20 protein-coding genes and 2 pseudogenes are annotated in these 26710 nt (G+C 37.4%); 2 read left to right on the forward strand and 20 right to left on the reverse strand.

The features are described from left to right. Positions 1–49: 49 nt before the first annotated feature. The 3 genes from DVW83_RS05135 to DVW83_RS05145 form a co-directional block, all read right to left on the reverse strand. Complete coding sequence (locus tag DVW83_RS05135; RefSeq protein WP_104660795.1) at positions 50–2125, reverse strand: LTA synthase family protein; 2076 nt, start codon at positions 2123–2125, stop codon at positions 50–52. 190 nt (positions 2126–2315) lie between these two features. After that, positions 2316–2903, reverse strand: coding sequence for a hypothetical protein (locus DVW83_RS05140; RefSeq protein WP_104660794.1), 588 nt, complete (start codon positions 2901–2903; stop codon positions 2316–2318). A gap of 454 nt (positions 2904–3357) precedes the next feature. After that, on the reverse strand, positions 3358–4755 hold the full coding sequence (locus DVW83_RS05145; protein ID WP_104660792.1) for a glycoside hydrolase family 1 protein: 1398 nt from the start codon (positions 4753–4755) through the stop codon (positions 3358–3360). 328 nt (positions 4756–5083) lie between these two features. On the opposite strand from DVW83_RS05145, the gene DVW83_RS05150 reads away from it, so the two are divergent. Continuing rightward, entirely contained in the window at positions 5084–5509 is a 426-nt protein-coding gene (locus DVW83_RS05150; RefSeq protein ID WP_104660791.1) for a hypothetical protein, read from the forward strand. Between the two features lie 320 nt (positions 5510–5829). Beyond that, positions 5830–6009 (forward strand): hypothetical protein, encoded by a 180-nt coding sequence (locus tag DVW83_RS15430; RefSeq protein ID WP_104660790.1) that lies wholly within the window; start codon positions 5830–5832, stop codon positions 6007–6009. A 103-nt stretch (positions 6010–6112) separates the two neighbouring features. Here DVW83_RS15430 and DVW83_RS05160 read toward each other — a convergent pair whose 3' ends face one another. From DVW83_RS05160 to DVW83_RS05240, 17 genes and pseudogenes are all read right to left on the reverse strand, one after another. Next, on the reverse strand, positions 6113–6817 hold the full coding sequence (locus tag DVW83_RS05160) for a deoxynucleoside kinase (protein WP_123862331.1): 705 nt from the start codon (positions 6815–6817) through the stop codon (positions 6113–6115). Positions 6818–6832: 15 nt separating this feature from the next. Next, entirely contained in the window at positions 6833–7273 is a 441-nt protein-coding gene (locus tag DVW83_RS05165; RefSeq protein ID WP_104661862.1) for a nucleoside 2-deoxyribosyltransferase, read from the reverse strand. Continuing rightward, a complete protein-coding gene (locus DVW83_RS05170) occupies positions 7273–7848 on the reverse strand; it encodes an LOG family protein (RefSeq protein ID WP_104661863.1) in 576 nt (191 codons plus the stop codon). Before DVW83_RS05170 ends, DVW83_RS05165 begins: the two co-directional genes overlap by 1 nt. Positions 7849–8360: 512 nt before the next feature. Beyond that, positions 8361–10183, reverse strand: a pseudogene (locus DVW83_RS05175) (ABC transporter ATP-binding protein). Positions 10184–10220: 37 nt separating this feature from the next. Next, positions 10221–11956: pseudogene (locus DVW83_RS05180) on the reverse strand (ABC transporter ATP-binding protein). Next, positions 11941–12414: a MarR family winged helix-turn-helix transcriptional regulator gene (locus DVW83_RS05185; protein WP_104661864.1), complete on the reverse strand. Its 474-nt coding sequence runs from the start codon at positions 12412–12414 to the stop codon at positions 11941–11943. Before DVW83_RS05185 ends, DVW83_RS05180 begins: the two are co-directional and overlap by 16 nt. 923 nt (positions 12415–13337) lie before the next feature. Then, positions 13338–14345: a sugar kinase gene (locus tag DVW83_RS05190; protein WP_104661865.1), complete on the reverse strand. Its 1008-nt coding sequence runs from the start codon at positions 14343–14345 to the stop codon at positions 13338–13340. Positions 14346–14354: 9 nt separating this feature from the next. Continuing rightward, a complete protein-coding gene (gene dagF / locus DVW83_RS05195; RefSeq protein WP_104661866.1) occupies positions 14355–15095 on the reverse strand; it encodes a 2-dehydro-3-deoxy-phosphogluconate aldolase in 741 nt (246 codons plus the stop codon). Next, positions 15096–16196, reverse strand: coding sequence for a DgaE family pyridoxal phosphate-dependent ammonia lyase (locus tag DVW83_RS05200; protein WP_137239096.1), 1101 nt, complete (start codon positions 16194–16196; stop codon positions 15096–15098). Next, positions 16183–17292, reverse strand: coding sequence for an amidohydrolase/deacetylase family metallohydrolase (locus tag DVW83_RS05205; protein ID WP_104661868.1), 1110 nt, complete (start codon positions 17290–17292; stop codon positions 16183–16185). The genes DVW83_RS05200 and DVW83_RS05205 overlap by 14 nt, the downstream gene beginning before the upstream one ends. An 8-nt stretch (positions 17293–17300) precedes the next feature. After that, the gene (locus DVW83_RS05210; protein WP_104661869.1) at positions 17301–18389 is read right to left on the reverse strand and encodes a DUF871 domain-containing protein; all 1089 of its coding nucleotides are present in this window, start codon (positions 18387–18389) and stop codon (positions 17301–17303) included. 33 nt (positions 18390–18422) lie between these two features. Continuing rightward, positions 18423–19751 carry a PTS sugar transporter subunit IIC gene (locus DVW83_RS05215; RefSeq protein WP_104661870.1) on the reverse strand — a complete coding sequence of 443 codons (1329 nt, stop codon included), beginning with the start codon at positions 19749–19751 and terminating at the stop codon, positions 18423–18425. Between the two features lie 295 nt (positions 19752–20046). Further along, complete coding sequence (locus DVW83_RS05220) at positions 20047–20748, reverse strand: GntR family transcriptional regulator (RefSeq protein ID WP_104661871.1); 702 nt, start codon at positions 20746–20748, stop codon at positions 20047–20049. Positions 20749–21445: 697 nt separating this feature from the next. Next, positions 21446–22888 (reverse strand): glycoside hydrolase family 1 protein, encoded by a 1443-nt coding sequence (locus DVW83_RS05225; protein WP_137239098.1) that lies wholly within the window; start codon positions 22886–22888, stop codon positions 21446–21448. Positions 22889–22901: 13 nt separating this feature from the next. Next, positions 22902–24770, reverse strand: a complete 1869-nt coding sequence (locus DVW83_RS05230; protein ID WP_104661768.1) for a beta-glucoside-specific PTS transporter subunit IIABC — start codon at positions 24768–24770, stop codon at positions 22902–22904. A gap of 124 nt (positions 24771–24894) precedes the next feature. Then, entirely contained in the window at positions 24895–25746 is an 852-nt protein-coding gene (gene licT / locus DVW83_RS05235; protein ID WP_104661769.1) for a BglG family transcription antiterminator LicT, read from the reverse strand. Positions 25747–25984: 238 nt separating this feature from the next. After that, positions 25985–26698: a class A sortase gene (locus DVW83_RS05240; protein ID WP_104661770.1), complete on the reverse strand. Its 714-nt coding sequence runs from the start codon at positions 26696–26698 to the stop codon at positions 25985–25987. Between the last annotated feature and the right edge of the window lie 12 nt (positions 26699–26710).

Raw genomic sequence — 26710 nt, forward strand, 5'->3', positions numbered from 1 at the left:
CTTCTAAAGAAATGGAGCATCCAGTCTCTTTAGAAGTTTTTTAGTGTGATCATTTGCTTGTTACTGGTTCTATCGGATAAAGGTTCGTCGTTGTTTTATTGCCATTTTTTGAATAGACACTCGTTGAACTATTTCCTTTTTGTTTTTCGATTGCTTCATTTTTTTGTGCTTCATCTTTATAATCATATTTTTTAGGATCGATCGTTTCAAATCCTTCTGGGACATAGAATCTTAGAAGATTTTCCTGATTCAATTTATCGGAGAGACTTAACGCTTTTTTCACTTTATCTTGATCTTGTTTGATCTCTTCCTCGATTCCTGCTGTTTTCTCATCGATAACTTCACCTGTTTGATTATTATAGGTTTTTCCACCTAAGACGGTATAATCCGGCGTAACAAAGTTTCCATTTCTAAATGCAACTACTTGATCGTGTTTGGCAGACAATAGGTCTGTTCCAAAATGGATATAATTCTTATCATCGATACCTACTAGATGCAACAGAGTCGGTAATACATCGATCTCTCCACCATACTCGTGATTCACTTTTCCTTGCGTATATCCTGGAATATGGATCATCAATGGCACTCTTTGCATTTGAGCATCGTCAAATTCATTCCAAGTCTTAGCATCTTTCCCTAACGCTGTTGCGAGATCTGCATTGTCTGTGTTAGAGATTCCAAAATGATCCCCGTAGATCACAAACATCGAATTTTGATAAATACCAGATTTTTTCAAATACGTAAAGAACTGTTCTAATGATTGATCAAGATAATGAGCAGTTCGTACATAATTATCTACCGTACTATTCCCTGTATTCAATGACGGAAAGTCAAAATTCTTATCATCTGTATAATAAGGAGTATGGTTCGTGACAGATAAGAATTTGGCATAGAAAGGTTGTTGTAAATGTTCCAAATATTGGGTCGATTCACTAAATAAATCTTTATCCAAAATGCCATACCCAAGAGTTTCGTCTGAATCTTTGAAATAAGAACGATCAAAGAAATTCTCGTACCCAAGGTTTTTGTACACGTGATCCCGATTCCAGAAGCTAGCAACATTCCCATGGAAGACAGCACTTGTATATCCTTGGCTTTGTCCAAGGATCGCGGGCGCTGCTTGGAAGACATTATCTGAGCCAAGCTCTGTAAACAATGAACCCTGAGGCAATCCAAAAGTACCAGTTTCTAACATATTTTCTGCATCACTTGTTTTCCCTTGACCCACTTCATGGAAGAAATTGTCAAAACTGATCGTTGATTGATTTTGAAAAATACTATTTAAGAACGGAGTGACTTCTTGACCATCCACCTTCATATTGATCAAAAATTGCTGAAAACTTTCTAAATGTAATACAATGATATTCTTTCCTTTGGCAATGCCAAATGTATCGGGATTTGGTTCAGCATAGTGTTGTTTCGTATAATCTAGTACTTCATCGATTCCATTACTGCTTGCATGCGCGCGCACGCTACTCGTCATTCCTGTTTTGATGCCATCGAAAATCGTATAAGCATCGATCCCTAAATATTTCACGATGTAAGAACGATCGAACGTTCGTTGTAATAACTGAGGGCGATTCGCTTCACTGAGCGCTAAATTACCAGAAAATATCAAAGCGGATAGACAAGTGAGGGCTAGCGCAACTGGTTTGGGCACAGCCGGACTCTTGAGTGGAACTTTTTTCACGACCAACCAACCAAGTAGACCGATAAAAATGAGAATATCCACCCAATATAAAATATCATGGGGTTCCATCAAAGAAAAAGAGCTTTCTGAAAGACCTTGTGATACTTTTGAAAATCCTAATACAGATTTCACCGTAATGAAATCAGTGAATTCACGGTAAAAGATAATATTCAAATATAGAACTAATGTATTTAAAATATCAATGATCAAAAGGACAAACAACGCTGGTTTTAGCTTCTTTATATATAAAGATAAGCCAAAAAAAAGCAGTGTCGTTGCAATCGGATTGATCCATAAAATAAAGTATTGGATACTTCCTTCTACTCCCAATGAAAAATCAATACAATAGGCAAAAATTGTTTTTAACCAAAAGAAAAAACTGGCGATCAGAACAATCATCAGACGATTTTGGCACAATTTTTTCAAACGTGTCACACATATCACTTCTCTCTATTCATTTTCGTATATTCTGCTCTTCAAAAATGAAAATTCTCTAAAAAAAAAATTATTTTAAGCTTTTTTTAGAAATTAGCTAAAAACATGCCCATCTGATTGGCCGTTTTGTCTCAACAACTAAAAAAGAATAGAAACAACTGATTTGTTTTTCTACTCTTTTTAGATAATTCTATTGATTATTTTGATTTAACTCACTTTGATTATTGACCGCATTTACGCCTGTTTCCCCACTAGTCGAAGGAGGTGCTGTCGGAGAATCTGACGTAGTGGTAGACTCTGAAATTTTTTTCACTTGCTCGTTTGTTTTGATCCATTCTTTTAGTCGTTTATCGACTACATCTACATTGATTTTATCCGAATAACTGGTTTTGACTTTGCCATTTTTTAATCGGGCCAAGCGTTCCCCTTTGTTGGTTAGTAATAACACCGTCAAGTGTTTGTCCTTGAATTGATATTGTCTAAATGAAATCGCACTCAGCACATCATCTATATTGATGAACTGATTATTTTCCTTATCTTTTGGCAAATAGATCTCTAATTCTCCCTTATCGTAGTTGGCTACTAATTTATAATCTTCCCACCAATACGTCGAAAATTCTTTTTTAAATTTATCTACTGATTCTTTACTTGCAACTATTTTTTCTGTATTTTTTTGAGAAATATCAGCTGTCATTTTTCCTGAAGCCGCAGCAGACAAAATAAGCAGTAGGAAAAAACCAAGTAACCAAAAGAGAAGAAAAGGTCTCTTTTTTCTCATGCCTTCCTTCACTCCTATTTAATTTTACCTATACTATTATATACAAAAAAAGGGTCTTATAGAGGAAAAAATAAAAAAAAGCTTTAAAAAACTAGAATTATTTTTTATCGTCTAAAAAAAGGATGCACGTACCTATTTCTCCTAATTCGAACCACTTTTTTCTCTTCCATTTGTTTGATGCTTTTATTGAGGAAAATATCCATGACAGATTCGCTTATTGCAAACTTATACATGATTACAACAGACACCTTTTTACCGTCTGTACTAAAAAAGAATATAGGACAAAGGTAAAAATCAGGTTTGCTACAGACTCTAATTCCCAATAAACGGTGTCCAAAAGTCAGGTTTTTCGGAAATTTCCAAAAAAAAACGAGCAATACAAAAAACGTATTGCTCGTTTTTTTCTCCAATTTCTCAAACCTACACGACTTTTGTCTCGATCTCCTCTTTATTGCTATAAAATCATTTCATTTTTATCAGATAACTCTTTAAACCAATAGCCGGATTTCTTGATCGTCCGTTTTCCATCGTTTGATAAATCGACAGAAATGAACCCATACCGGTTTTTATAGGCATTCGTCCAAGACCAATTATCCATACATGTCCACATATGATAGCCTAAACAATTACTACCTTCTTGAATCGCCTGATGCACATATTTCAAGTGTTCTTGAACAAATTCGATTCGATAGTCGTCATGGATCATCCCGTCTTCTTTGATGAAACGAGCTTCATTTTCGACACCCATCCCATTTTCAGAAATAAAGCAGTCGATATTGCCATAGTTCTCACGAACATTGACCAAAATATCATAGATGCCTTTTTCATAGATTTCCCATCCTCGATAAGGATTCATTTTACGCCCAGGCATCTGATAATTATCAAAATAGTCTTCTGGCATTGGACCGTTTTCTTGATCAATCGGTGTTTCTTTTGCCTTTACTCTTCGAGGCTGGTAGTAATTGATCCCTAACAAGTCGATCGTATTTTCTTTGATGATCGTCAAGTCGCCCTCATTGATTGCAGGCATGATCCCTAGTTCTTTGACGATTGCTACTAATTCCTGTGGAAATTCTCCTTTGACCGCCGGATCTAGAAAAGAACGATTGAAAAAGGCATCAGCGATTGCAGCTGCTTTCACGTCTTCTGGATTTTTTTCATCTCTAGGGTAACTTGGTGTCAAATTCAAAATGATACCGATTTGACCTTCTAGTTCCATTTCATGATACGCTTTAACTGCTAAAGCAGATGCTAATGCTTCGTGATAGCCTACTTGAACAGCTTGTTTCATGTCTGACTCTTCCGGATAATGCCAGCGGTAAAGATAGCCAGCTTCTACAGGTACGATCGGTTCATTATGTGTGAACCATTTCTTGACTTTTGTTCCAAATAATTCAAAACAGATTTTTGCGTAACGTTCATATGCTTTCACTGTTTCCCGATTGAGCCAACCACCCTTTTCTTGGAGTGCCATCGGCATATCGAAATGATATAAATTGACAAAAGGTTCGATGCCATTTTCGATCAATTCATCGAAATAGCTATTATAAAATTCAACTGCTTTTGGATTGACTTCGCCGATCCCTTCAGGAATCAAACGACTCCACTGAATAGATGTCCGAAATGAATTGTGGCCTGTCTGCTTCATTAATTGGACATCTTCTTTGTATTTTGTATAAACTTGTGATGCTTTTCCCGGTCCTACTTGATCGAAAAATTTTTCTGGTTCTTTACTGTACCAATAATCAAAGATATTTTCTCCTTTGCCATCACCAGATACACGGCCTTCCGTTTGAGGACCACTTGCTGCTGACCCCCACCAAAAGTGAGCAGGAAATTGATAATTTGTCATAGTCGCACCTTCTTTTATAGAGTTACAATAACTTTTGTGAATCTCATCACTCGTTACTTCCTCATCAATATAGCAAACGTTTTCTCAACTTACAAGCCTATTTATGAAACGTTTTCCAAAAAGGATTAGACCAATTGACATTTTTTTAAATAACCCTATACTTAGCAAAGTACAGGACGTTTTTCTTGAAGAACCAATTCGAAAAAATAATTTTTTCCTTCTTGTTTAAAAAGTTGACTCACTGAAACTACGGATTTTCACGCTCATCCGTTTCATGTTTTCCTGTCTAATGGTATAATTTTGATAACTATAAAATGGGGGCAGTATTTTGAAGAAATTAATCGTAATGATTGTTTTGCTTTTTGCAAGTTCTACTCTATCAGGCTGTAGTTTGTTTGGTGGGGCAGATCAATCATCCGAACAAACCACTGACTCATCTATTCTGATGGCAGATAAGTCAGACATTACAAATAGCCAGTATTCCTTGAAGGTACGCAAAGATATGGATCTAATCAGTGGTCAACTCACCTTCACAGATAATAAGATGACTTGGGTACGCACGTATGTTGAAGATGAAACGGATACTTCCAATACTACAAAAAAAGCAATCACTTTAACCGATATCAAGATAAAAACTAAATCAGATAATTATACGATCACAGGAAAAGAAAAAGGAAAAGACGTGTCGATTCAATTCACTAAAATCGGAAATTATCGCATAGAAGACGAGGATGGAAATATCTATAGCCTCTAATCGTTTTGCATAGGCTACACGAGTTGTCCATACAAAAATGAGCCAACTCCGAAATAAATTTATCTGTTTAGCAAATGTTGGACAAATCAAAAAATCAGTTTTGCTACAAACTCTCGAATAAACGGCGTCCAAAAGTCAGTTTTTTCGAAAATTTCAAAAAAAGATGTTGGGACAAAAGTAAGAAACACTTTTGTCCCGACCTCATTTTTTGTATTCTTCTGTTGATTCGTGGAACATTTTTTTAATTTTGCTTAATTCTTATGGATATTTCATATTTTTCTGTTATATTGAGTAAGCAGTTTGAAATAAAGGAGAAAACAATGAGTACATTTGATAGTCACGACTACTGTACATGTACAAGTAGCAAGAATATTCATACTGAATTTAGCGATCAAGGAAGCCTAAGTATTTGTGACCATTGTCATAAATTAATCAAAGATTCATTTAAATCATTTGAAACTTATACAAAAGAAAGCTTCATCGGAGATTTCTATAATTAATTAAAAATGAGGGTAGGATAAAAGTTTGTGTTACTTTTATCCTACCCTCATTTTTAATTTCTGTACTTTGGCTTTTTCACTATTGCTTTAAAGGATACTCTCTTTACAATCCAAGCCCTTGCCCTTTCGCATGATTGTTTTCTGTAAAGTAACTGCCAGAAGCCTCTCCTTCTAATTCAGCTAATTTTTGTTGGATTTGTTTGATCACTTCTTGGGCATGTTCCGGTTTTTCTACAAAATCAAACCGATCTCCATCAATCTGGATCTTAGGACATACATCAAAATCTTCGTACCATTGATCATATCGCTGATTCAATGATTCATAATATCCATATAGCGTTTCATCACTTTCAAGTTGTTCATACGTACGACCACGTTTTTTGATCCGTTCCAACATCGTATCTAATGATACTTTGATATGGACCATCAAATCTGGTCTTTTTTTCGGTGCCACATCATCTAGTTCATTCAACATAGTATCTAGTAAATGGTCGTATTGTTGGACTTCGATATCTGTTACACGTCCTAAATCAGCATTCAAATGGAAGAGTAAACTATCTTCATAAATTGAACGATCCAATACATTGTCATCATTCACTAATGCCTTCTTCATGGCTAGAAATCGCTTATTCAAAAAAAAGATTTGTAATAGAAACGCGTATTGTTCCGGATTAGAATAAAAAAGCGGTAAAACTTCGTTATCCTCTACACTTTCATAAAATGGTTTTGAATCAATTTCTTTTGCAAGCATATCTGTTAAACTGCTTTTTCCTGCGCCAATTGTTCCTGATATCAATATCACTGACATACAATCCTTCCTTTTCTATAAGTATTCGCCAACATATGCTGTTACAGGTAATTTTTCAAAATCATAGTTGCGAATTTCATCTACTGATTTCAAATAAGTGTGCAAGCTCTGCGTGATCATCAAATTCGTTGGAACTGTTTCTTCCTGAAAGACGATCATTGGTTTGTCCATCATCGTTGCAGCCCCTAGTTCGTAAGCTGTCCCTGGATCAGTTGATTGGTGTTCATAGTCTAAAATAGCAACGACAAAGTCAGCCGCAGTTAACTCTTCCATATCTTTTTCATATACTTCTTGAGCCCAGCCTGCTGTAAATAATTCATAATTGCTTTCTTGATGGTGTCGTGGCGAATAAAAGCTGCTCACCGTTTTATTTTCTTCCAATGCCTTTTCGATTTTACTTACACGTTCGATTTGTTTCTCTGAAAAAAATGGGCCTGCTAAATAGATTCGACTCATTATTTTGCCTCCTTCAATAATGTTGATAATCCAGTTGTTTCTTCTCGTAATAGATCCACTAACTTTAAGGGATTATTTGAAAAAAAGATTCGATTTAACCATTTTGCATCCATAAAGCCTTCTTTGGCAAATGTCTCTAGCAATATTTGCAATCCGCTATAGTAGCCACCGATATCCAAAATCCCGATTGGTTTATCTGGCGTGAGACCGATAGCTATCCAAGAAAGGAGTTGTGAGAACTCTTCCAAAGTGCCTAATCCCCCAGGAAAAATCAGTACAGCATCGCCTTTTTCAAAGAGCAATACTTTCCGTTCATCGATTGAATCTGTCGGAATGAACGTTGTAACTTCTTCCTTAGGAGTTTCTAATTCGAAAAGTCCGGTAGGATAGATCCCCGTGACTTTTCCATTATTTTCTAGAACGGTTTGGCTAAATACACCCATAATGCCGGAGTCCGAGCCGCCATAAACCAATTCAATATTTTCTTGTGCCATATATTTTCCTAACATTTGAGCAATAAATTTGTAACTTTCTTTATTGCCAAAACGGGAGCCGCAAAAAACTGTCAGTTTCAAAAAAAAACACTTCCTAACTTAAAAGTATATCTTTATTCTACTCTTGTTTTTTTAAAATAAAAGACTAGATTTTGTGCTTTTTTAATGGTATATAGAACGAAAAACACTAGATATAGTGTTTTAGGGTGGCATGCTTTCCGACTCGTTTTTATGATTAAATACAAATAAATAACTATGTAAAAAATATGAAACGACTTTCTTCTAGAGAAAACTATGCTTTCACTTCATGCGTCAATAACATTTCTCATTCTAATGTTTTCTTTCATTTTTGCGAAATAGTTGATTCCTTATTTTTTTCAGATGTTATGTTTCACTAATAGAAAATGTTTCGCTGCCTTTTTTACAAAATCTCCTTTTTATACACACTATTACTTTTTCCAAAATAATGAGTCACCTGTAGAGTTAGTATCGCTCAATTTTTTACCAAAAAAGCCGAATCACTCAAAAATCCAACGATTTTCAAGTAATTCGGCTTCTTTCTTGAAACCTATTTTTTGTTATCGTTCTAACGATCAACTATGTTTGAATGACCCCGTGTATAATTGATAGTATTCTCCTTGTTGGGCAATCAACTCATCATGTGTTCCTCGCTCAATGATTCTTCCTTGATCCAATACCATGATCGCATCCGAATTTCGTACCGTAGATAGACGGTGCGCAATGACAAAAACAGTCCGATCTTTCATCAAGGAATCCATTCCTTTTTGGACGATCGTTTCCGTGCGAGTGTCGATACTAGATGTTGCTTCATCAAGGATGAGTACTGGCGGATCAGCTATAGCTGCTCGAGCAATGAAAAGTAATTGTCGTTGTCCCTGAGAAAGAGAACTTCCGTCATCGCTCAACTCTGTATCGTAGCCATTAGGTAATTGACGAATAAAATGATCTGCATTGACTAACTGAGCAGCCTCGTAGATTTCTTCATCCGTTGCATCAAGTTTTCCGAAACGGATATTTTCTTTGATCGTTCCAGTAAATAAGTGTGTGTCTTGTAAAACGATTCCTAATGAGCGACGAAGAGATGACTTTTTGATCTGTTCGACATTGATACCATCATAGGTAATCGTTCCTTTTTGGATATCATAAAACCGATTGATCAAGTTCGTGATCGTCGTTTTACCCGCACCAGTCGCCCCAACAAAAGCAATCTTCTGTCCAGGCTTTGCAAACAATTGGATATCATGGAGAATCACTTTATTCGCATTGTAACCAAAAGTCACCTGATCGAAACGAACATCCCCTTTTAGTTCAGTATAATGTATCGTACCTTGTTGTACGTCTTTCCAAGCCCAAACCCCAGTTCGAGTTGCGGATTCGTGGATTCGTCCATCAGAATCTTTCTCAATGTTGACCAACTCGATCGTTCCATCATCTTCTTCTGGCTGTTCATCCAATAAATCGAAAATCCGTTGTGCGCCTGCTAAAGATAAAATAATCGCATTGAATTGTTGCGAGATCTGTGAAATAGGCATCGTGATACTTTTCGTGAATTGAACAAATGAAGCAATACTTCCTAGTGTTAATGCTGTAACGCCAGTGATTGAAAAAATAGCTCCAATCACAGCTGTTAGAAGGTACGTGAAGTTTCCAATATTTCCCATGATGGGCATCAAAATATTGGCATACGTATTAGCCTTAGTCGAATTCAGCTTTAACTCATTGTTCAATGTAACAAACCCTTGGATTGCTTGCGGTTCATGATTAAAAACTTTGACTACTTTTTGTCCTTCGATCATTTCTTCCACATAACCATTTACAGCGCCTAAAGATCCTTGTTGTAAGGAAAAATACTTGCTACTCTTACTTCCTAAAGTCCGAATGATAAAAACCATCAAAGAAACCATGATTAATACAAAAATCGTCATTGGGATATTGATGATCAGCATGGCAATGATAATAGCGGTCACTGTTACCAGTGCAGAGATTGTTTGCGGAATCGATTGACTGATCATCTGTCTCAATGTATCGATATCATTTGTGTAATGACTCAGATATCACCAGTTGGATGCGAATCATAATAGCGAACAGGTAATTTTTCCATATGGGTAAACATCTCATCACGAATATCTTTTAAGATCCCTTGTGACACGGTAACCATCGTTCGATTATACACGTAGGTAAACATTGCCCCTGTAAAATACATGATGCCCATTAAAGTAATGATTTTTAATAGTGGACCAAAATCTGGATTTTCTTGTTTTGACAATGGTTCAATAAACCGATCGATCAATTGTTTTGTAAAACTGATCCCAATAGCATTCGTTGCCGCACTGATCACGATACTAAAGAACACAACGATCAAACGAAGACGATATTTCAGTGCATAGGAAAAAATTCATTTCAACAATTTGACTGGACTTGTTTGTAATTGATTATTCCTCACTGATTCGCCCTCCCTTCACTTGTGATTCATACACTTCTTGGTAGATTTGGTTCGTCGCTAATAATTCTTCATGCGTGCCGATCCCATTGATCTTTCCTTCATCTAAAACGACGATTCGATCTGCATCTTGGATCGAAGAGATTCTTCGTGCCACGATGATTTTCGTAATGTTGGGGATTTCTTCCATCAAAGACTGGCGTATCATACGATCTGTTTTCGTATCTACAGCACTTGTTGAATCATCCAGAATCAATACCTTAGGATTTTTCAGTAAAGCTCTCGCAATCGTCAACCGTTGTTTTTGACCACCTGAAACATTGGTCCCACCTTGATCCAAGACCGTTTCATAGCCATCTGGAAACTTATTGATAAACCCATCCGCTTGTGCTAATTTAGCGGCATGCCTTACTTCTTCTAAACTCGTATGCTCATTGCCCCAGCGAAGATTTTCAATGATCGTGCCTGAAAACAATGTATTCTTTTAAAGAACCATTGAGATCTGATCTCTTAGGGTCACTAGATCATATTCCTTTACATTTTTACCACCCACTAATACTTCTCCAGCAGAAGCATCATATAAGCGTGGGATTAGTTGGATCAAGGAAGTTTTCCCACTTCCTGTCCCCCCAATATACCAATCGTCTCACCTGAAGCAATTTGTAAGTTGATCTGGCTTAAGTTGGGTTCTTCTGCTTGTGGATTATAACTAAATTGGACGTCTTTAAATTCGATTGCTCCATTTTCAAGTTCTTTCAGTGCATTTTCTGGGCTAGTTAATGTGCTTTTTTCTGTCAACACTTCTGAAACACGCTCAACGGAAGCTTCGGAAATAACGATCATGACAAAAATCATCGAAATCATCATCAAACTATTCAAGATCTGCATCATATACATGATAAAACTCGTTAACTCACCAGCAGACATCATATCTCCAACAACATACTTAGCTCCGAACCAATAGACAACAAGCAATGTACTGTAAATGGCAATCTGCATGATTGGACTATTCAGTGCAATAATCTTCTCTGCTTTCATAAAAATCTTTTTGATCTCATCCGAAGCATGTTTGAACTTGTCGATCTCTTTTTCTTCACGGACATATGATTTAACGACACGAACACCATTGATATCTTCTTGAACAGTCTGATTCAAATGATCATATTTTTTAAACACCTGAAGAAAATAAGGATGGACTTTATAAACAATCCCAATCAAAATAACCGCAACTACTGGGATGATGATTAAAATGTCTAATGCTAATTTGGTATTGGTATAGGAAGCCATCCCATAGGCAAAAACAATTGTAAATGGGGCACGAATAATTGTTTTCAGAACCATTTGAAAAGCATTTTGGATATTCATGATGTCAGTCGTCAAACGAGTAATCAAGCTTGAGGTTGAAAACCGATCAATATTCTGAAAAGAAAAGCTTTGGATATTTTTATAAATATCTTCCCGCAAATTCCCTGCAAATCCAGCAGAAGCATCTGAGGAGAATTTCCCTCCCAATACGCCAAATAACATCGATAGACTAGCAACCAAGCACATAAGCAGACCTATCTTGACAATGTAACTGATATCTTTTGTTTCAAACCCGCGATCAAGTATCTTTGCCATCAAAAAAGGGAGCATGACTTCCATAGATACCTCCAAAACCATGAAGATCATCGTAAATACAGCCGGTTTTTTATATTGTCTTAATGATTTTCCTAATGTTCGATACATTCCATCTCTCCTTTCTGATAACCCATGCTATCGTTCATCAACTCATAGATTCGTTTGATTGTTCGAATCGTCGTATCCATATCTTCAATAGAAATTTCTTGTAAAATTTCTGCATTTTGCTCATGGAATCCAGAAACATCCTTACGATAAAGAGCCAAGCCTTTATTGGTTAAATCAACATTGATGATGCGCCTATCTTTTTTATTTGTTTGTTTTTTCATATACCCTAGTTCTTCTAGGGTTGCGACATTTTTTGTCACACTCGGTAGAGTTCCTTTGATTGCTTTAGCGATATCACTGATTTTCACAGTACCGTTTGTTTCTTTCAAATGATAACAAGTTTTCAAAATATAAATATGCCTTCGCTGCAATCCATTTGGTGGTGTCGGCAAAAATTCGGTCGTTCGTTTCGCAATCATACAAGCACCCAAATAAGCCTCTGATCGTTCTCGATCCATTCTATCACTCCTTTATCGCTCAAAAATAATTACTTTAGGTAACTTTTTTCTTATTATAGTAGACCTTACGTAAATAAAACAGCTTTTTATGTATAAACATGCAATAAAAAAGCAAGGCTTTCCACCATACAAAAGATGGTAACCCTTGCTTTTTTTTATTTTATTTCCTTGGTAAGCAATTATGAACGTTTGGTCGTTTTCCCCTTAACGCCTAGCATACATGAGCATTTTTCTTTTTGATTAACGATAGAAAACAACCAAATAATGATTGGCTGAATGCCACTTACACGAGGTCATTCATTATCCTGAAAAGATCCATACACACAACCAGATGAACTGCATCAACGTATCTATCTTCTGGCCGCCATTTAATCCTTGCTAGATACTCTTATCCTCAGGTGTATTTATTGGATAAAAAAAGAATTGGACACGCGTTGCCCAATCCTTTTTTGACACAGTAAATAAAACGCATTCATTTTGTTTATTTTTTCTCTCCAAAAGGCTAGATTTCTCCTCTAAGATTCGATACAATAAACGAAGTCGATGGTTTCCATTGACTATGGCAAACTTGACTGGTCACTGTGTATGACTTTTCAAGGCCTCTGTTTCTAGCTGCCACTAGAAATGGAGGCGCCTTTTTTATTTAGCTGTTTCTATCTGTCATTTATGATACTGATCACTTGAACAGTAGTCAAGCGAATCCAAAAAATCACAAAAAACTGTTCTGTTTTTCCACCAACTTTTTGTAGAAAAAATTTTTTTATTCAGTATATATCCTGAAAAATAGTAATTTGACAACTTTTCTGAACAATAAAATATCTATATAATTAAAAATAATTCATTACCATTATTCAAAAAACATCCATCAGAACAAGGCAGAATAGCCCCTCTTGATGGATGTCTGTGTTCGTCGACTGTTTCTTTTATCTGATCAGATCCACATCTGGTGCATCTAGCAATTGTTGGACTTGCTTTCTGGTAGTTAAAGGAACATCACCTTGGATAGCATGTGCAAGTCGTGCATTTGCCAAGGCAAACTCTACAGTTCGTGAAAGTGTCCATTTTTCTGCATACCCCAATAAAATCCCTGCTGCGAATGCATCGCCTGCACCAATTCGATCTAGCACAAAAAGATCATACAATTCTGTCTCTACAGATTCTTGTGAAGTAATCAAATAACCACTTAATTGTTTGTTTCCCCCGCTCACCGTCCGTTTGGTTCCTGCAAACCATTCAATCCCATAGTAATCTAAGAAAGAACGGATATATTCGTTTGGCGTTTCTACCTCAGAAAATTCAGACTGCCATTCCATCAACTCCGTCAAATCACGAATCGAGCCTAGTAAAAGTGTACAGTAGGGAAGAATCTCTTCATACCGTTGTTTCAGCACTGCTTTTTTATTTTTTTCTTGATTTAAACTAGGACGGAAATTAAAATCAAAACAAACTTTTTTCCCTTGTTCATCTGCTTTTTTTGCCAAAGCAATTGCTGTTTGTGCTGAGAGATCAGTCAAACTTAAACCGATACCGCAGATATGCACAAGATCAACTGTTTCAATAAATCCATCTAGTTGATAATCCTTTTTTTCGGCTAGTCCAAAAGAACTGTGCTTCCGATTTTGATACGTCACCTCAGTTGGTCGAATGCCATACCCCATTTCTGCAAAATAGGTCCCGATATGCTGTTCTTTTTGAATAATGTATGTGGTATGGACACCTAATCCTTTTAAACTGGCTAACGCCGCGTCACCTAGCCGATTAGCAGGTAATGCAGACAGCAAATAACTTTCAATGCCAAAATGCGCCAAATTTCCTACAAGATTCACGCCGGTCCCTGTATAAGACATTCGAAGTGTATGTGTTTGCTCTAGCATCAAATATTCAGGTGGTGTCAATCGCAGCATCACTTCACCAAATGCACCAATTTTCATTTTTTCACCTTACTCTACGATTTTTTTTGTGATCTCCAATAATCTGCGAACATCCTCAGGTCTTGTGTTTCCAGTAGTCGGATCAATGATGGAACTATAGATATGAGGAATGATTTTTTTTACTCCTGCATCAACTGCGATTTGAACAATTTCTTCAAAATTCTCTAAATCGATGCCACCAGTTGGTTCTAAAGCAAAATCATAAAGCGCACAGGATTGGGCTACTGCTTCATATTCTTTCTGATGTTCTAATCCCTTCATAGGGAAATATTTGATCGATGTTCCTCCCATGTCTTGCAAGAGGCGAATCGCCGTTTCGATCGTTACCACCCCCGCTGTTCCTTGTGAACTTAATGGTCCTGTGGCAATATTGACATATCCTTCTTTTCCTGTCGGAGAAACTAGTCCATTGACTACTGTCTCCGACTGTCCTAAGACAGCTCGTGTTGCCCCTACACCTGTAAACACTTGATTGACATGTTGCGGTTGCAAGACTTTGGCTAATCGAGTGACCATCTGACTTTGATTCGGGTCTCCTGCCCCCAAACCAATTGATAAAGCATTATTGATAGCTTCTTGATATTGCTTCATTTCTTTGATTGCTGCTTCATCATTCGGATAATTTTTTGAAAGCACCCCTAACAAAATGTGTCCTTCTGCTGCTTCGTAGCATTCTTTTGCATTTTGGAGCGAATTTGCCAAGACATTCAAGCAAATCTGATCTTTTAAATAATTGGGTGTTCGTGTCATTTATGCTCTCTCCTTCACTATTTCCTTTAGCCGTTGAATGATTTTTTTCATCTCTGTTTGATCAACCGAACGGATATCAAATTCAATGATGCCATTATTTGCTTGATATTCTCGGGTATAGATTGCTGGATTTTGTTCTTTTAACTCACTGATAACTGTTTTTGCAGGTTTCCCTGTGGTCTTCACACTTGCACGATAGATTTCTCTTCCAGCTGGGTCTTGCACGATTTTTGCGTCAAGATGTTCGATCTTGTTCAATTCTTCTATAAATGGTTGCAATCGTTTTTTCATTGATTCCCCTGATTCACTCCCATTTTGCAAATAATCCTCGACTGCTTGAGTAAAACCAAGGATGTTTTCTTTCCCGATTTTCATCGAACGTCCAATCCCTTTTGATTGCATACGTACCCACGACACATAAGGATTTTTTCCAATGACCATACCAGCACTAGGTCCTTCGATTGCTTTTGCGCCTGAATAAATAACTAGATCTGCGCCTAATTGTGTATATTTCAATAAATCTTCTTCCGCTGCAGCATCAACGATCAAAGGCAAATCGTTCTTCTTTGCCACCTCGATTGCTTCCGAAATGGTCAGCATACTCTTTTGTACGGTGTGATGGCTCTTGATATACAAGATTGCCACTGTTTGTTCTGTGATCATCATTTCGAGGTGTTCAGGTGTACACATATTTGCATAGCCTGCTTCAACGACTTTTCCACCACCTTGTTTCACCATCAACTCCACAGAAGTACCATAATCAACATTGTGTCCTTTTGGCAAGATGATTTCTTTTTTCTTGATGGTATCTGAATAAGGATGATATATATGAGTCAAACTACCTTGCCCAATGACTGCGGCAATGGATTGCGCAATGCCGGCTGAGGCAGAAGAGACGATTTGGACATCGTCTACGCCTAAGAGTTGAGCTAAGTAACCTCCCGTTTTTTCACTAAGGTCAGCCATTTCAAAAAAATGTGTACCACCAAAACGTTGGGCCTCAAGAACAGCTTCTGAAACTTTCGACACACCCAGCACTGTCATTCTTCCTGAAGCGTTGATGACTTCTTTTAGATTGAATTTTTCATTACTCACACTCATATTTCTTTCCTCCAATAATCGTGTACACTGGTCTGATTTGTTCCGTTATCGTTCGTTGATTGCCGTTTGAATCAGTCACTGTTTTCTTTTGGTGTCGCCATTCGAATATTGTGAAATCAGCATCAAAACCTTCTTCGATCTTCCCTTTTTTTCTTAACTGAAAATTTTCAGCAGGGGCAATCGTCACTTTTTCGATTATTTCAGGCCATGTATACCCAATCAAGTGCAGCTTTTCCATTGTCGTTGCTAAATCATAAACAGGACCATTTTTACGATTTTTGATATAGATGTCAGTGCTGATCGAATCTGCCTTGACTCCTTGTTCATACGCTTTTTCAGCTACCTCAAAATTAAAACTATCTGTCCCATGACCAATATCAAAAATGATTCCCTTTTCTATTGCTTTTTTAACAAAAGGCTTGATTTCTTTCGTCTGTTGATCCATGATCCCATTTGCTTTTCCGTTAAAGCAATGCGTCAAGACATCTCCGCGGTCCAGTCCATCTAAAATTTCAGATAAATGTGGTGGAGCAGAACCAATATGGACCATCAAGGGCAAATTTTGATTTTCTTGTTGGATTTTTTTTGCCATATGAAGTGGGATGATCCCATTTTCTCCCACAACTGTTTTACTCATTCGTGCTTTGATACCTACAATAAAATCAGGTAGTTCTGTTAATTTTTCTTTCACTAAGTCACTTTGGATCTTTGTCAGATCCGCTAGTTCGTCTTGTTTGATGATTCCCCATTTTGAAATATTCAATAGTGCGTAGACATTGGTTTTTGCTTGTTGGGCATGTTCATAAAATCGACTGATATTTTCAGCACCAGTAGTTCCTGCATCAATGACTGTTGTCACACCCTTCATTATCCCAATTTGATCAGGATAATCATAGTAAAGTGTCATTTCTTCATAACAATGCACATGATCATCGATCCAACCTGCAGATAAATACTGATCAGGAGCTAAGACTTCTTCTCTTCTTCCTTTTTCACGAATGATCGGAGCAATTTTTTTGATTTTCCCATCTTCAATTCCAATATCCATTATTTTTCCTGTTACTGTATGAGCTTTTCTGATTACTAAATCAAACATCATCGCGCCTACTTTTCTATAAATTTAAATTTTGACCACGGATGAATAGAATCAAGTAAGATTTTTTCTTCCGGAATGATCGAACCGACTTTGTTTTTTCTAGAATCACTATGTGGTTCTAAAACAATTTGCAATTCATTCTTATATTTGCCAAAGCTATCGTTTCCGATAACAACGTCTCCTCGTTGAAATTCAAAGGTTGTATCATGGGCAGGATTGCTTTGTCCACCATATTTTTTGCGCACTTCTGTCGAACGAATCACTTGTTCCGTAATATCTCCTCGTCTAACATGCTGTTCATTCAACATGATTGCTCGCTCAACTTCATTTAATTCAGATACAAATTCGACCGTAAACGTTGTTTGGTAACGATCCAGATTTCCTAAAGCTTGTAATTCTTTTTCTGAAGCATAGGCATTCCCAATGATCACATCATCGATCAAATTGGTAGCAAACAGATGCTTCGCCGCCGTTTCTACCGCTAAATGTCGGTGCATTTCCAATGTCGGTAACCCATCATTGATATCCCATGGTCCGATCTTTCCCACCTGTGACGAAATAAAGGCCGCTGTTCGAATTCCATACTTCTTAAATCGTTCACTACAAGATTGAAAAAAGGCATAGGGTAATCCCGTTCCTTCTTGGGGATAGAAGTTATGACATCCATATAAAAATGGCCGGTTTGCTTGATGACTTAAAATATTTTCCAGATAGGCCACATCATTACTCATATTCAACTCGATTGCTAATTGATAGGGGTTGTACGTAAGCAATGCTTCTTTTTTGCCATCGAAACCTAAATCTAAACGGATTCCGTCTGCACCTGTTTCATGGAAAAAGCCAAGATCGTCGTAAGAAATATCCAGCTGTTCAAAAATATTCGGTGCGACATCTAAAATCGTTTCAAATCCCGAACTTTTAGCAAAAGTAATCAGCTGACGAAATTTTTCTTTTACGATTTCAGGGTCCTCTGTTACCTCTAACATACTCATAAAAATGCGCGTAAACCCATATTTTTGTGCTAATTTTAAATATTCTTTGTCCTCATCCAAATCACTATGATCTGGATAAAGGGACACGCCTAATGAACGCTTCATTTTTCTCCCCCTCTTCTTTACTTACTATGCTTGCTACTGTGTGATGCCGTCCATCATTTTAGCCGCTTCTTCCTTAGCTAGTTCTTCTGCTTCACGAGCCAACTGTTGTTTTTCAAACACTTTGAAAAATGGATAATAAATTGCCAGAGTGATCAAGAAATTCACGACAACAAGAACTCCTGCTGCCACACTCCAATTGGTACTCATCCATGCGGCAATCGGTGCAGGCATCGCAAAAGGTAATCGTGCCACCATCATCGGTACGACTCCACTTACCGTCAATACATAAGACAAGGTGGTTGTCACTAATGGAGTAACAATAAAAGGAATACCTAAGACAGGATTCATGACAATCGGTGCACCAAAAATCATTGGCTCATTGATATTGAAAAGGCCAGGTAAAATAGATAATCGCCCTAAACTTTTCAGATATTTTGATTTAGAAAACATAAATAGTACAACTAAAGCTAGCGTTGTCCCAGCTCCTCCGATCCAGACAAACCATTGCAAGAACTGCTCTGTAAAAATATTGGGCATGTTCTGGGCATTTGTTCCAGCATTGAATGCATCGATATTTTCGGCAATCGAGATATCCCAAAATGGTCGAATGACTGGTCCCATGATTGCAGGACCGTGAATCCCAAGAACCCAAAAGAAACAAATCAAAAAGACAGTCAACAAGCCGCCAAACAAGCTATTACCAGCTAGTACACCTTTTAGAGGCATCAATAATTGGCTTAGGAATCCGTTTAAATCAAATCCCAACATATGACGCACTACCCAGAAAAAAATCAAGATAACTGCACCTGGAATCAATGCTACAAAAGAATTCGTCACTTCTGGTGGTACACCATCAGGCATTTTGATTGTAATTTTTTTCTCAATAAAAAAACGATAGATTTCAACAGAAACAATTGCTGTAACGATAGCGCCAAATAATGATCCAGAACCTAAATTCGCAATATTGATATAACGGCCAGCAGTAATCCCTTCCAAATCTTCGACTACTCGAAGCGGTGGTGCTGCTACAATCAGAAAGGACATCAAAGCTAAAATACCTGCAGTCAAAGAATCCAGTTTATAACTTTTGGCTAATGATGATGCAATGCCAAATGTAGCATACAATGCAAGGATTCCTACTGTATAACGAAAAGGAATATCCAATATTTCACGATACGGTTCAATGGCTGATGCCACTGATTCGATGGGTATGTTCAGTAGAATAGTGAAAAACGAACCGACGATCGTTAGCGGCATAGTGGCAATAATCCCTTTTCTAATTGCTGTCATGTGTCGCTGAGTGCCGATACGATTGGCAATCGGCATGATTCTTCGCTCGATGATCCCTACAAATTTATCCATGTGCGTTCTCTCCTTATATAACATTATAATGTTTACGCATTGATAGTAGCATAACTGCCTTCAAATGTAAACGTTTTTCATAATGTTTAAAAAAAGAAGTTGATACTAGACTATAGCCTTCCTGCCCCATCACCTGCAAAATGGGCCACCCAGCTAGTCCTTCACTTAGATGTTTATCCAGATTATTTTCTTATAGTGAAATAAATATCCCTGCCTAACAAGTGAACTTTCCTGAGAGATAAGAAATACTACTCAGATCTGTCCACTTATTAAGCAAAGTATTTATTGCCAGATATTATGTTTCATAGTCAATATGATACGGATGTAAATCTGTATGATAGATTGCTTCTGAATATTCAAGGATTTCTCCTTGTTGATTGGATGATCGACGAATTCTCTTTATGCCAATTTGTGCAGATGTCTTTAAGATTTCTTGCTCTTTCTCGCTGAGAAAAATAGCAGAAAAATCATCTGAAAATACATCGATGTATTCTCCTTTTTGAGTCAGCAATCGATAAAGGGATTCTTCATCAAATTCCTTGCGTCTCACTCTGATCATCTCACTCGGCAAATAATGGATAAAGTAAATATAGGGCTCATCATTCAAATAATATAAGCGCTTAAATCGGGTAGCATACGAGCCAAAGTAACCATACAATGGATCATCTTTTTTTAAATCAACTTTTTTTAATTCTAGCGTTTCTTTTCGAACTTCATATTGTGAATTTTCGAGAATTTGCGTAAAACTTGCTGCTTTTGATAATCGATTATACGGACGATTACTTAGGACCGTAGTTCCTCTACCACTCTTCTTTTCAACATACTCGTCTGTCGCTAGTAATTCAATTGCCTTACGAACAGTTATTTTGCTCACTTGAAACAATTCCTCTAGCTCATTTTCAGTAGGCAGCATCGTGCCAACTGGATATTTCCCTGAAAAAATATCCTCTTTAATCTTATCTGCAACTTCTAAATATAATATACGGGTTCTTTTCATGGCGTCACCTTTCGTTTTACTGTTACTAAAAGAATAGCATAGATAAAATAAAAAAAGAATATAAAAGAGAATCAAGGTTATGAAAAGAGCGTTTTGATCTGAGCAGTAAGGATGAAAATTTCGAAACAGCTCTTTTGTTTTGAAATTTTTTGACTTAGTGCCGAAGATCAGCTCTTTGAATACCGTTTATCAAGGTTATGAAAAGCATGGTTTTACCTTAGCAATAGTAAAGGATGAAAAATAAAAAAAAGTGTGGGACAAAACTAAAAATCAGTTTTGCCACAGACTCTAAATCCGAATAAACGGTGGCCAAAAGCCAGTTTTTTCGGAAATTTCGAGAAAAATGATCAATACAAAAAGCGTATTACTCGTTTTTCTCTCCAATTTCTCAAACCTAAACGACTTTTATCTCGGCCTCTTTTTACTCACATCATTTGATTATCTACTTTTTTGAATAAAGCAAACTTGTTTTAAACAAAGAGAGTAGTTTTTGGAACTTCCATTTTACGTATCAGAACGAATCGAGGCTGGAACAGAAGTGTTTAGCTCCGAGAAATAAGAAGAAATTAACGAAAATTGCTTTTCAATTTTTTTGTGAATTTCGGCTTATTTAAGAAGGAGTTGCTTCTGCTCCCACCGTTTATTCGTTTTTAAAGAATGAGACAAAAGTGTTTCTTACTTTTGTCCCATGCTCCTTCTACAGCTTTTCCCCATTTGAGGCGATAACTTCTTTGTACCAATCAAATGACTTTTTCTTTGAACGGTCCAAAGTTCCCTTGCCTTCATCGTCTAAATCCACATAGATAAAGCCATAACGTTTACTCATTTCACCCGTTGAAGCACTGACCAGATCAATACAGCCCCAAGGCGTATATCCCATAAGTTCAACACCATCCGCTACTGCTTCACCCATTGCTTCGATATGGCGACGTAGATAGTCGATTCGATAATCATCATGGATACTTCCATCTTCTTCGACTTTGTCGATCGCACCTAGTCCATTTTCCACGATGAACAATGGCTTCTCATAACGAGAGTACAATTCGTTTAAAGCAATTCGCAACCCTTCCGGATCAATCTGCCAGCCCCACTCACTAGCTTCTAAAAATGGATTTTTCACACCACCGAGTAGGTTACCTACTGATGTTGACGCTGTTGGATCGGTTTCATTGATTGCTGTCGACATATAGTAGCTAAACCCGATATAGTCCACTGGATAAGCTTTTAATAAGTCAAAATCTTCTTTTGTCTGTTCTAATTTTTGACTATCTACACCATATTTTTCATAGGTACGCTTCGTGTAGGATGGATACTCGCCTCTGACTTGTACATCTGTACAAAAGAAATTGAATTCTTGGTTTTGGATCAATGTTGCGACCTGATTGATTGGATTTGCGTCAATGCTATACGTAGTTGCGTAGATGATCATACAACCTACTTGGATATCTGGACGTAGTTCATGGGCGATTTTTACTGCTTTACTACTTGCTACAAATTGATTGTGCCATGCTTGGAAGATATTTTGATACTCACCCGCACCATTGCTTTTTACCAATCCTTGGCTCAATGCCGGAAAATGGAACGCTGAATTGATTTCATTGAAGGTCATCCAATATTTCACCTTACTACTGAAACGTTCAAGAACTGTTCTGGCAAATCGTTCATAAAAGTCGATCAATTGGTGGTTCTTCCAACCCCCATATGCTTTAGCTAGATTTAGAGGCATTTCATAATGGGAAATCGTGATTACTGGTTCGATCCCATAGCTTAAACATTCATCAATTACTTGCTCATAAAAAGTAAGACCGGCTTCATTCGGCACTGATTCATCCCCTTGAGGAAAGATTCGTGTCCAAGCAATCGAGAAACGGTAACATTTAAAACCCATTTCAGCGAATAACGCGATATCTTCTTTAAAACGATCATAATGATCGATACCTTGATGATTCGGATAGTTATAGTTTTTTGGATCGATCATCCAGTCAAATGTTTCGCTACCGATAATCTCAAAGCGTTTTTTCCCACCAGGCATTGCATCTGCCACAGATAATCCCTTGCCATCACGGTCGTAGGCGCCTTCTAGTTGATTAGCAGCTGTTGCGCCGCCCCATAAAAAATCTTTTGAAAAACGTGTTGTCATCCTTACTTCCTCCTTATTTTACAATCGCTAGAAAATCTTCACTAGCAATGATTTCTTCTTGATTAAGCTCTAAAACATCGGCAAAATGATCTGTATTCGTTACAACGATTGGCGTAATCACACTATAGCCCGCCTTTTTGATCGTATCGATGTCGAAACGGACAAGTAAATCACCTGTATGAACAGTATCTCCTTGTTTCACAAATACTTCAAAGCCTTTGCCTTCAAGTTCGACTGTATCCATTCCGATATGCATCAATAACTCGATACCATCGGTGGTAGTGATCCCTACTGCATGACCTGTTGGAAAAATCGTCGTGATCTCCCCATCTGCCGGAGCAAGCAATTCACCATTTTCTGGTTCGATCGCAATCCCTTTACCCATCGCTCCAGAAGAAAAGACTTTATCTGGTACTTCACCTAGAGATAAGACTTTGCCGCTCAATGGACTTTTTAGATTATGACGAGCTGTTCCAATGGAGTCCCCAGCTGTCGTTTGCTTGTTTCCTTCTAGATTTTCGTCTTGTGCAGATTCATCAAAACCAATAATCAATGTACCTACAAATGCTAAGATAAATGATACTGCTGTTGCAATCACTGCCATCATCACACTAGACTCGACTGCTTCATTTGTACTAATAAATGTTGGGATCGTCAATAAACTAACTAATCCGCTAGAAAAAGCTTTGACGCCTGCAAATCCGATCATTGCTCCTCCGATTCCTCCTGAAAGACACGCAACGATAAATGGTTTTTTCAGTGGTAGTGTTACTCCATAGACCGTTGGTTCAGTAATTCCGAACAGCGAAGTGATCATAGAAGAGATTCCTAATGAACGAAGTTTTGCATCCTTTGTGCGTACAGCTACAGCTAAAGCTGCTCCTCCTTGTGCTAAAATAGCTGGTAAAAGCATTGGCATCAATACATCAAAGCCATATTGTTCGATATTCAAGAACATGATCGGCACAAATCCCCAGTGCATACCAAACATCACGAATACTTGCCATAACGCTCCCATGATAAAGCCTGCGACTAATGGACTAAAGCCATAGATGGAATTGAAAAGACTACCTAGGCCATTACCGATAACCGTCCCGATTGGTCCTAAAACAAGGAATGTGAGTGGAACCATTACTAACAACACGATCATCGGAACAAAGATCATTTGTAAAAATTGTGGAATTACCTTTTTCACTAGTGGTTCAAATTTACTTTGGACCCATACAGCCAAAATGATCGGGATCACAGAAGATGTATAGCCAGATGGTGAAAGAATGACTGGTAAGCTAAAGAAGTCAACAGCGCCACCGGCTCCTGCAAGTTCAGTGATGGCTGGATAAACCAGAGCCATCGCGATCGCCACGGATAGAAATTGATTGGCCTTAAATTTTTTTGCTGCGGTAAATGCTAACATTACTGGTAAAAAGGTAAAAACACCGTCTGCTGCTGCATATAGGATTTGATAAGCACCTGTATCAACGATCAGCCAACCTAATACGATTGCTAAAGATAGGAACCCTTTCAAAATACCAGCTGCAGCCATTGCTCCTAAAAAGGGAGTAAAGATACTCGAAATGATATCAATGAAACGATTTAATGGATTCTTTGATTTTTCTTCTGTATCCGTATGATCCGCTAGGCCTTGCTCATCTACAATGGACTGGTACACATCCGCTACATTGCTGCCGATCACCACTTGATACTGGCCACCACTTTGAACAACTTGGATCACATCAGGATCATTTTTTAGTTCTTGTGTCTTCGCAAGAGATTCATCTTTCAATTTAAAACGCAATCGAGTCGCACAGTGCACTAAACTGTTCACATTGTTTTTACCGCCGACTGCCTCCCAAACTCTTTTACCAACTGCTTGATTATCCATTTCATTTCCTTCTTTCCATTTATTTTTTATAAAATAAAAAACCTAGATTGAAAAAACGGTCACGCGAAATCACGTGTCCTTATTTTTTCAATCTAGGTTTTGCCTACTTTACCAGTAACAATCCTTAAGATTGGGTACTTTGTTTTTCAGTTACTACACGTTGGATATGGATCGTAAGATAAATTTGTTCTGCTACACCCATTGGTTCTTTTTGCGTCTGGACAAGGTACTCATTGATCCGTTCAGAACAGCGAAATGCTTTTGGATACTTGCCTTGAACCAAGGCATAAAGAAATTCATCTTGTTCGCCTGAGCTTTCTCCTTTTAGATATCGCTGCGCAAAAAATTGAAGGTGTGTGATGAGTCGTTGGTAATTCAACGAATCTTCATCGAATACGATCCCAAAAAATTTACTGATGATACTTACTACATCTCGAACCATCGTTGTAGCTGTCATCGTCACTTGCATATCTCCATTACTTTGCTGACTATTGACAAAATGAAACGTAATGAAACCAGCTTCATCCATCGGTAGTGAAATGCCTATTTTTTGTTCAATCAGTTGAAGAACAGCTATTGCTGTTTGATATTCTTTAGGATAGAATTTTTTAGTTTCAAATAATAATGGATTAGGTAACTCAATCTTTTCTTTTGCACGACTGATTGCATAATGGATATGATCCGTCAACGTCAGATAAATATTAGGAGAAAACGAAACTTGCAATTTTTCTTCGGCAAAATCAACAATGGATTTCACTAGTTCGACTTCCTCCAGCGGCACATCCGCCATCAATTGTTGGAACTGGTGGGTAGCAAAAGAATCCTTTAAAATGAATTCTTTTTGAACGTCATTATTTGAGATATGGTCGCCTGGCTTTTTTTGAAAAGCGATGCCTTTTCCCATGCAAATGATCTCTTCACCCAATTCATTTTTAGAAACGACGACATTATTATTCAATACTTTTTCAATGACCATTCTGCTTCGCCCTCTCGAAAAAAATAAAAAAACCTAGAATCCGCCTAACAACGAGCTGAATTCTGGTTTTGCCTGCCGCACAGTAACAATCCATTTCTTATATAAAATAAGCATAACATCCTTTTCTTAACTTTGCAACCCCTTTCATAGCGTTTTTTATTTTTTCTTTCAATAGAAAAAAACACCCTTACTATATTCAAGCAAGAGTGTCTGTCATTTTCATAAAGAACTACTTGGATCAAAAGGTTCGTGTTGGCATATCGAAGGCTTTTTTCATTTCCTGTGTGGCTTCTTTCATTGGAGTGATTTTTTCCAATTCGCCTTGAACAACTAAGCGCGTCACTGCGTTCATATCTCCACAAGTAATCAAGGTAACAAGTTCCTTTCCTTCTTGAACGTTCAGTAATTGTGTGTCTGTTGGAGCGACTTTTTGCTTGAACGTCGCTTTGTACGTATACACATTGTCCAAATCGACTAAATAGATTTTATCGCCTAATGTTAAATTCTCTAAGGGAGTAAAAAGTAATTCTGGATTGTTTGCACGATGGCTAGCTAAAGCATAATTGCCCTTACCCATCTGCTGATCAGGTGACAAGGTACCAGCACCATAAAGCAGATTGGCATTATCCAATCCTTTGAAGATAGGGATATTGATTGAGACAGATGGTACGGCGATACTTCCAATAACTGGTAGCTCTGTATGGTTCAACTGTGCCTTCAACACACTTTCTATACTCATGGATTCGACAGCATCAAAATCAAAACTTGCGTCTTTTTCCTTATTTTTATTGATATCTTCTTTCGTCACGTTTGCAATCGCATATTGATCTCCTGTGTTTTTAACAAAAAAATCTTTGATTTGTTCATTAAAAATCAGCGCCAATCCAATCAGTAACAATAAGAATAGAAGAATATTGATCAGCCATTTCTTTACTTTTCCTTCTTTTTTCACTACCACACCTCT

Origin of the sequence: Enterococcus sp. VV15 (assembly GCF_005236045.1) — a bacterium.
GTDB lineage: Bacteria > Bacillota > Bacilli > Lactobacillales > Enterococcaceae > Enterococcus_B > Enterococcus_B durans.

Bases quoted from the DNA above. Each gene is read 5' to 3' on its own strand.
- DVW83_RS05205 (WP_104661868.1), bottom strand. From the start codon at position 17,292: ATGTTTGATTTAGTAATCAGAAAAGCTCATACAGTAACAGGAAAAATA.
- DVW83_RS05160 (WP_123862331.1), bottom strand. From the start codon at position 6,817: ATGTCAGTGATATTGATATCAGGAACAATTGGCGCAGGAAAAAGCAGT.
- DVW83_RS05230 (WP_104661768.1), bottom strand. From the start codon at position 24,770: ATGGATAATCAAGCAGTTGGTAAAAGAGTTTGGGAGGCAGTCGGCGGT.
- DVW83_RS05145 (WP_104660792.1), bottom strand. From the start codon at position 4,755: ATGACAAATTATCAATTTCCTGCTCACTTTTGGTGGGGGTCAGCAGCA.
- DVW83_RS15430 (WP_104660790.1), top strand. From the start codon at position 5,830: ATGAGTACATTTGATAGTCACGACTACTGTACATGTACAAGTAGCAAG.
- DVW83_RS05225 (WP_137239098.1), bottom strand. From the start codon at position 22,888: ATGACAACACGTTTTTCAAAAGATTTTTTATGGGGCGGCGCAACAGCT.
- DVW83_RS05190 (WP_104661865.1), bottom strand. From the start codon at position 14,345: ATGAAAATTGGTGCATTTGGTGAAGTGATGCTGCGATTGACACCACCT.
- DVW83_RS05165 (WP_104661862.1), bottom strand. From the start codon at position 7,273: ATGAGTCGAATCTATTTAGCAGGCCCATTTTTTTCAGAGAAACAAATC.
- DVW83_RS05210 (WP_104661869.1), bottom strand. From the start codon at position 18,389: ATGAAGCGTTCATTAGGCGTGTCCCTTTATCCAGATCATAGTGATTTG.
- DVW83_RS05215 (WP_104661870.1), bottom strand. From the start codon at position 19,751: ATGGATAAATTTGTAGGGATCATCGAGCGAAGAATCATGCCGATTGCC.
- DVW83_RS05220 (WP_104661871.1), bottom strand. From the start codon at position 20,748: ATGAAAAGAACCCGTATATTATATTTAGAAGTTGCAGATAAGATTAAA.
- DVW83_RS05185 (WP_104661864.1), bottom strand. From the start codon at position 12,414: ATGGATCGAGAACGATCAGAGGCTTATTTGGGTGCTTGTATGATTGCG.
- DVW83_RS05140 (WP_104660794.1), bottom strand. From the start codon at position 2,903: ATGAGAAAAAAGAGACCTTTTCTTCTCTTTTGGTTACTTGGTTTTTTC.
- DVW83_RS05200 (WP_137239096.1), bottom strand. From the start codon at position 16,196: ATGAGTGTGAGTAATGAAAAATTCAATCTAAAAGAAGTCATCAACGCT.
- licT (WP_104661769.1), bottom strand. From the start codon at position 25,746: ATGGTCATTGAAAAAGTATTGAATAATAATGTCGTCGTTTCTAAAAAT.
- dagF (WP_104661866.1), bottom strand. From the start codon at position 15,095: ATGACACGAACACCCAATTATTTAAAAGATCAGATTTGCTTGAATGTC.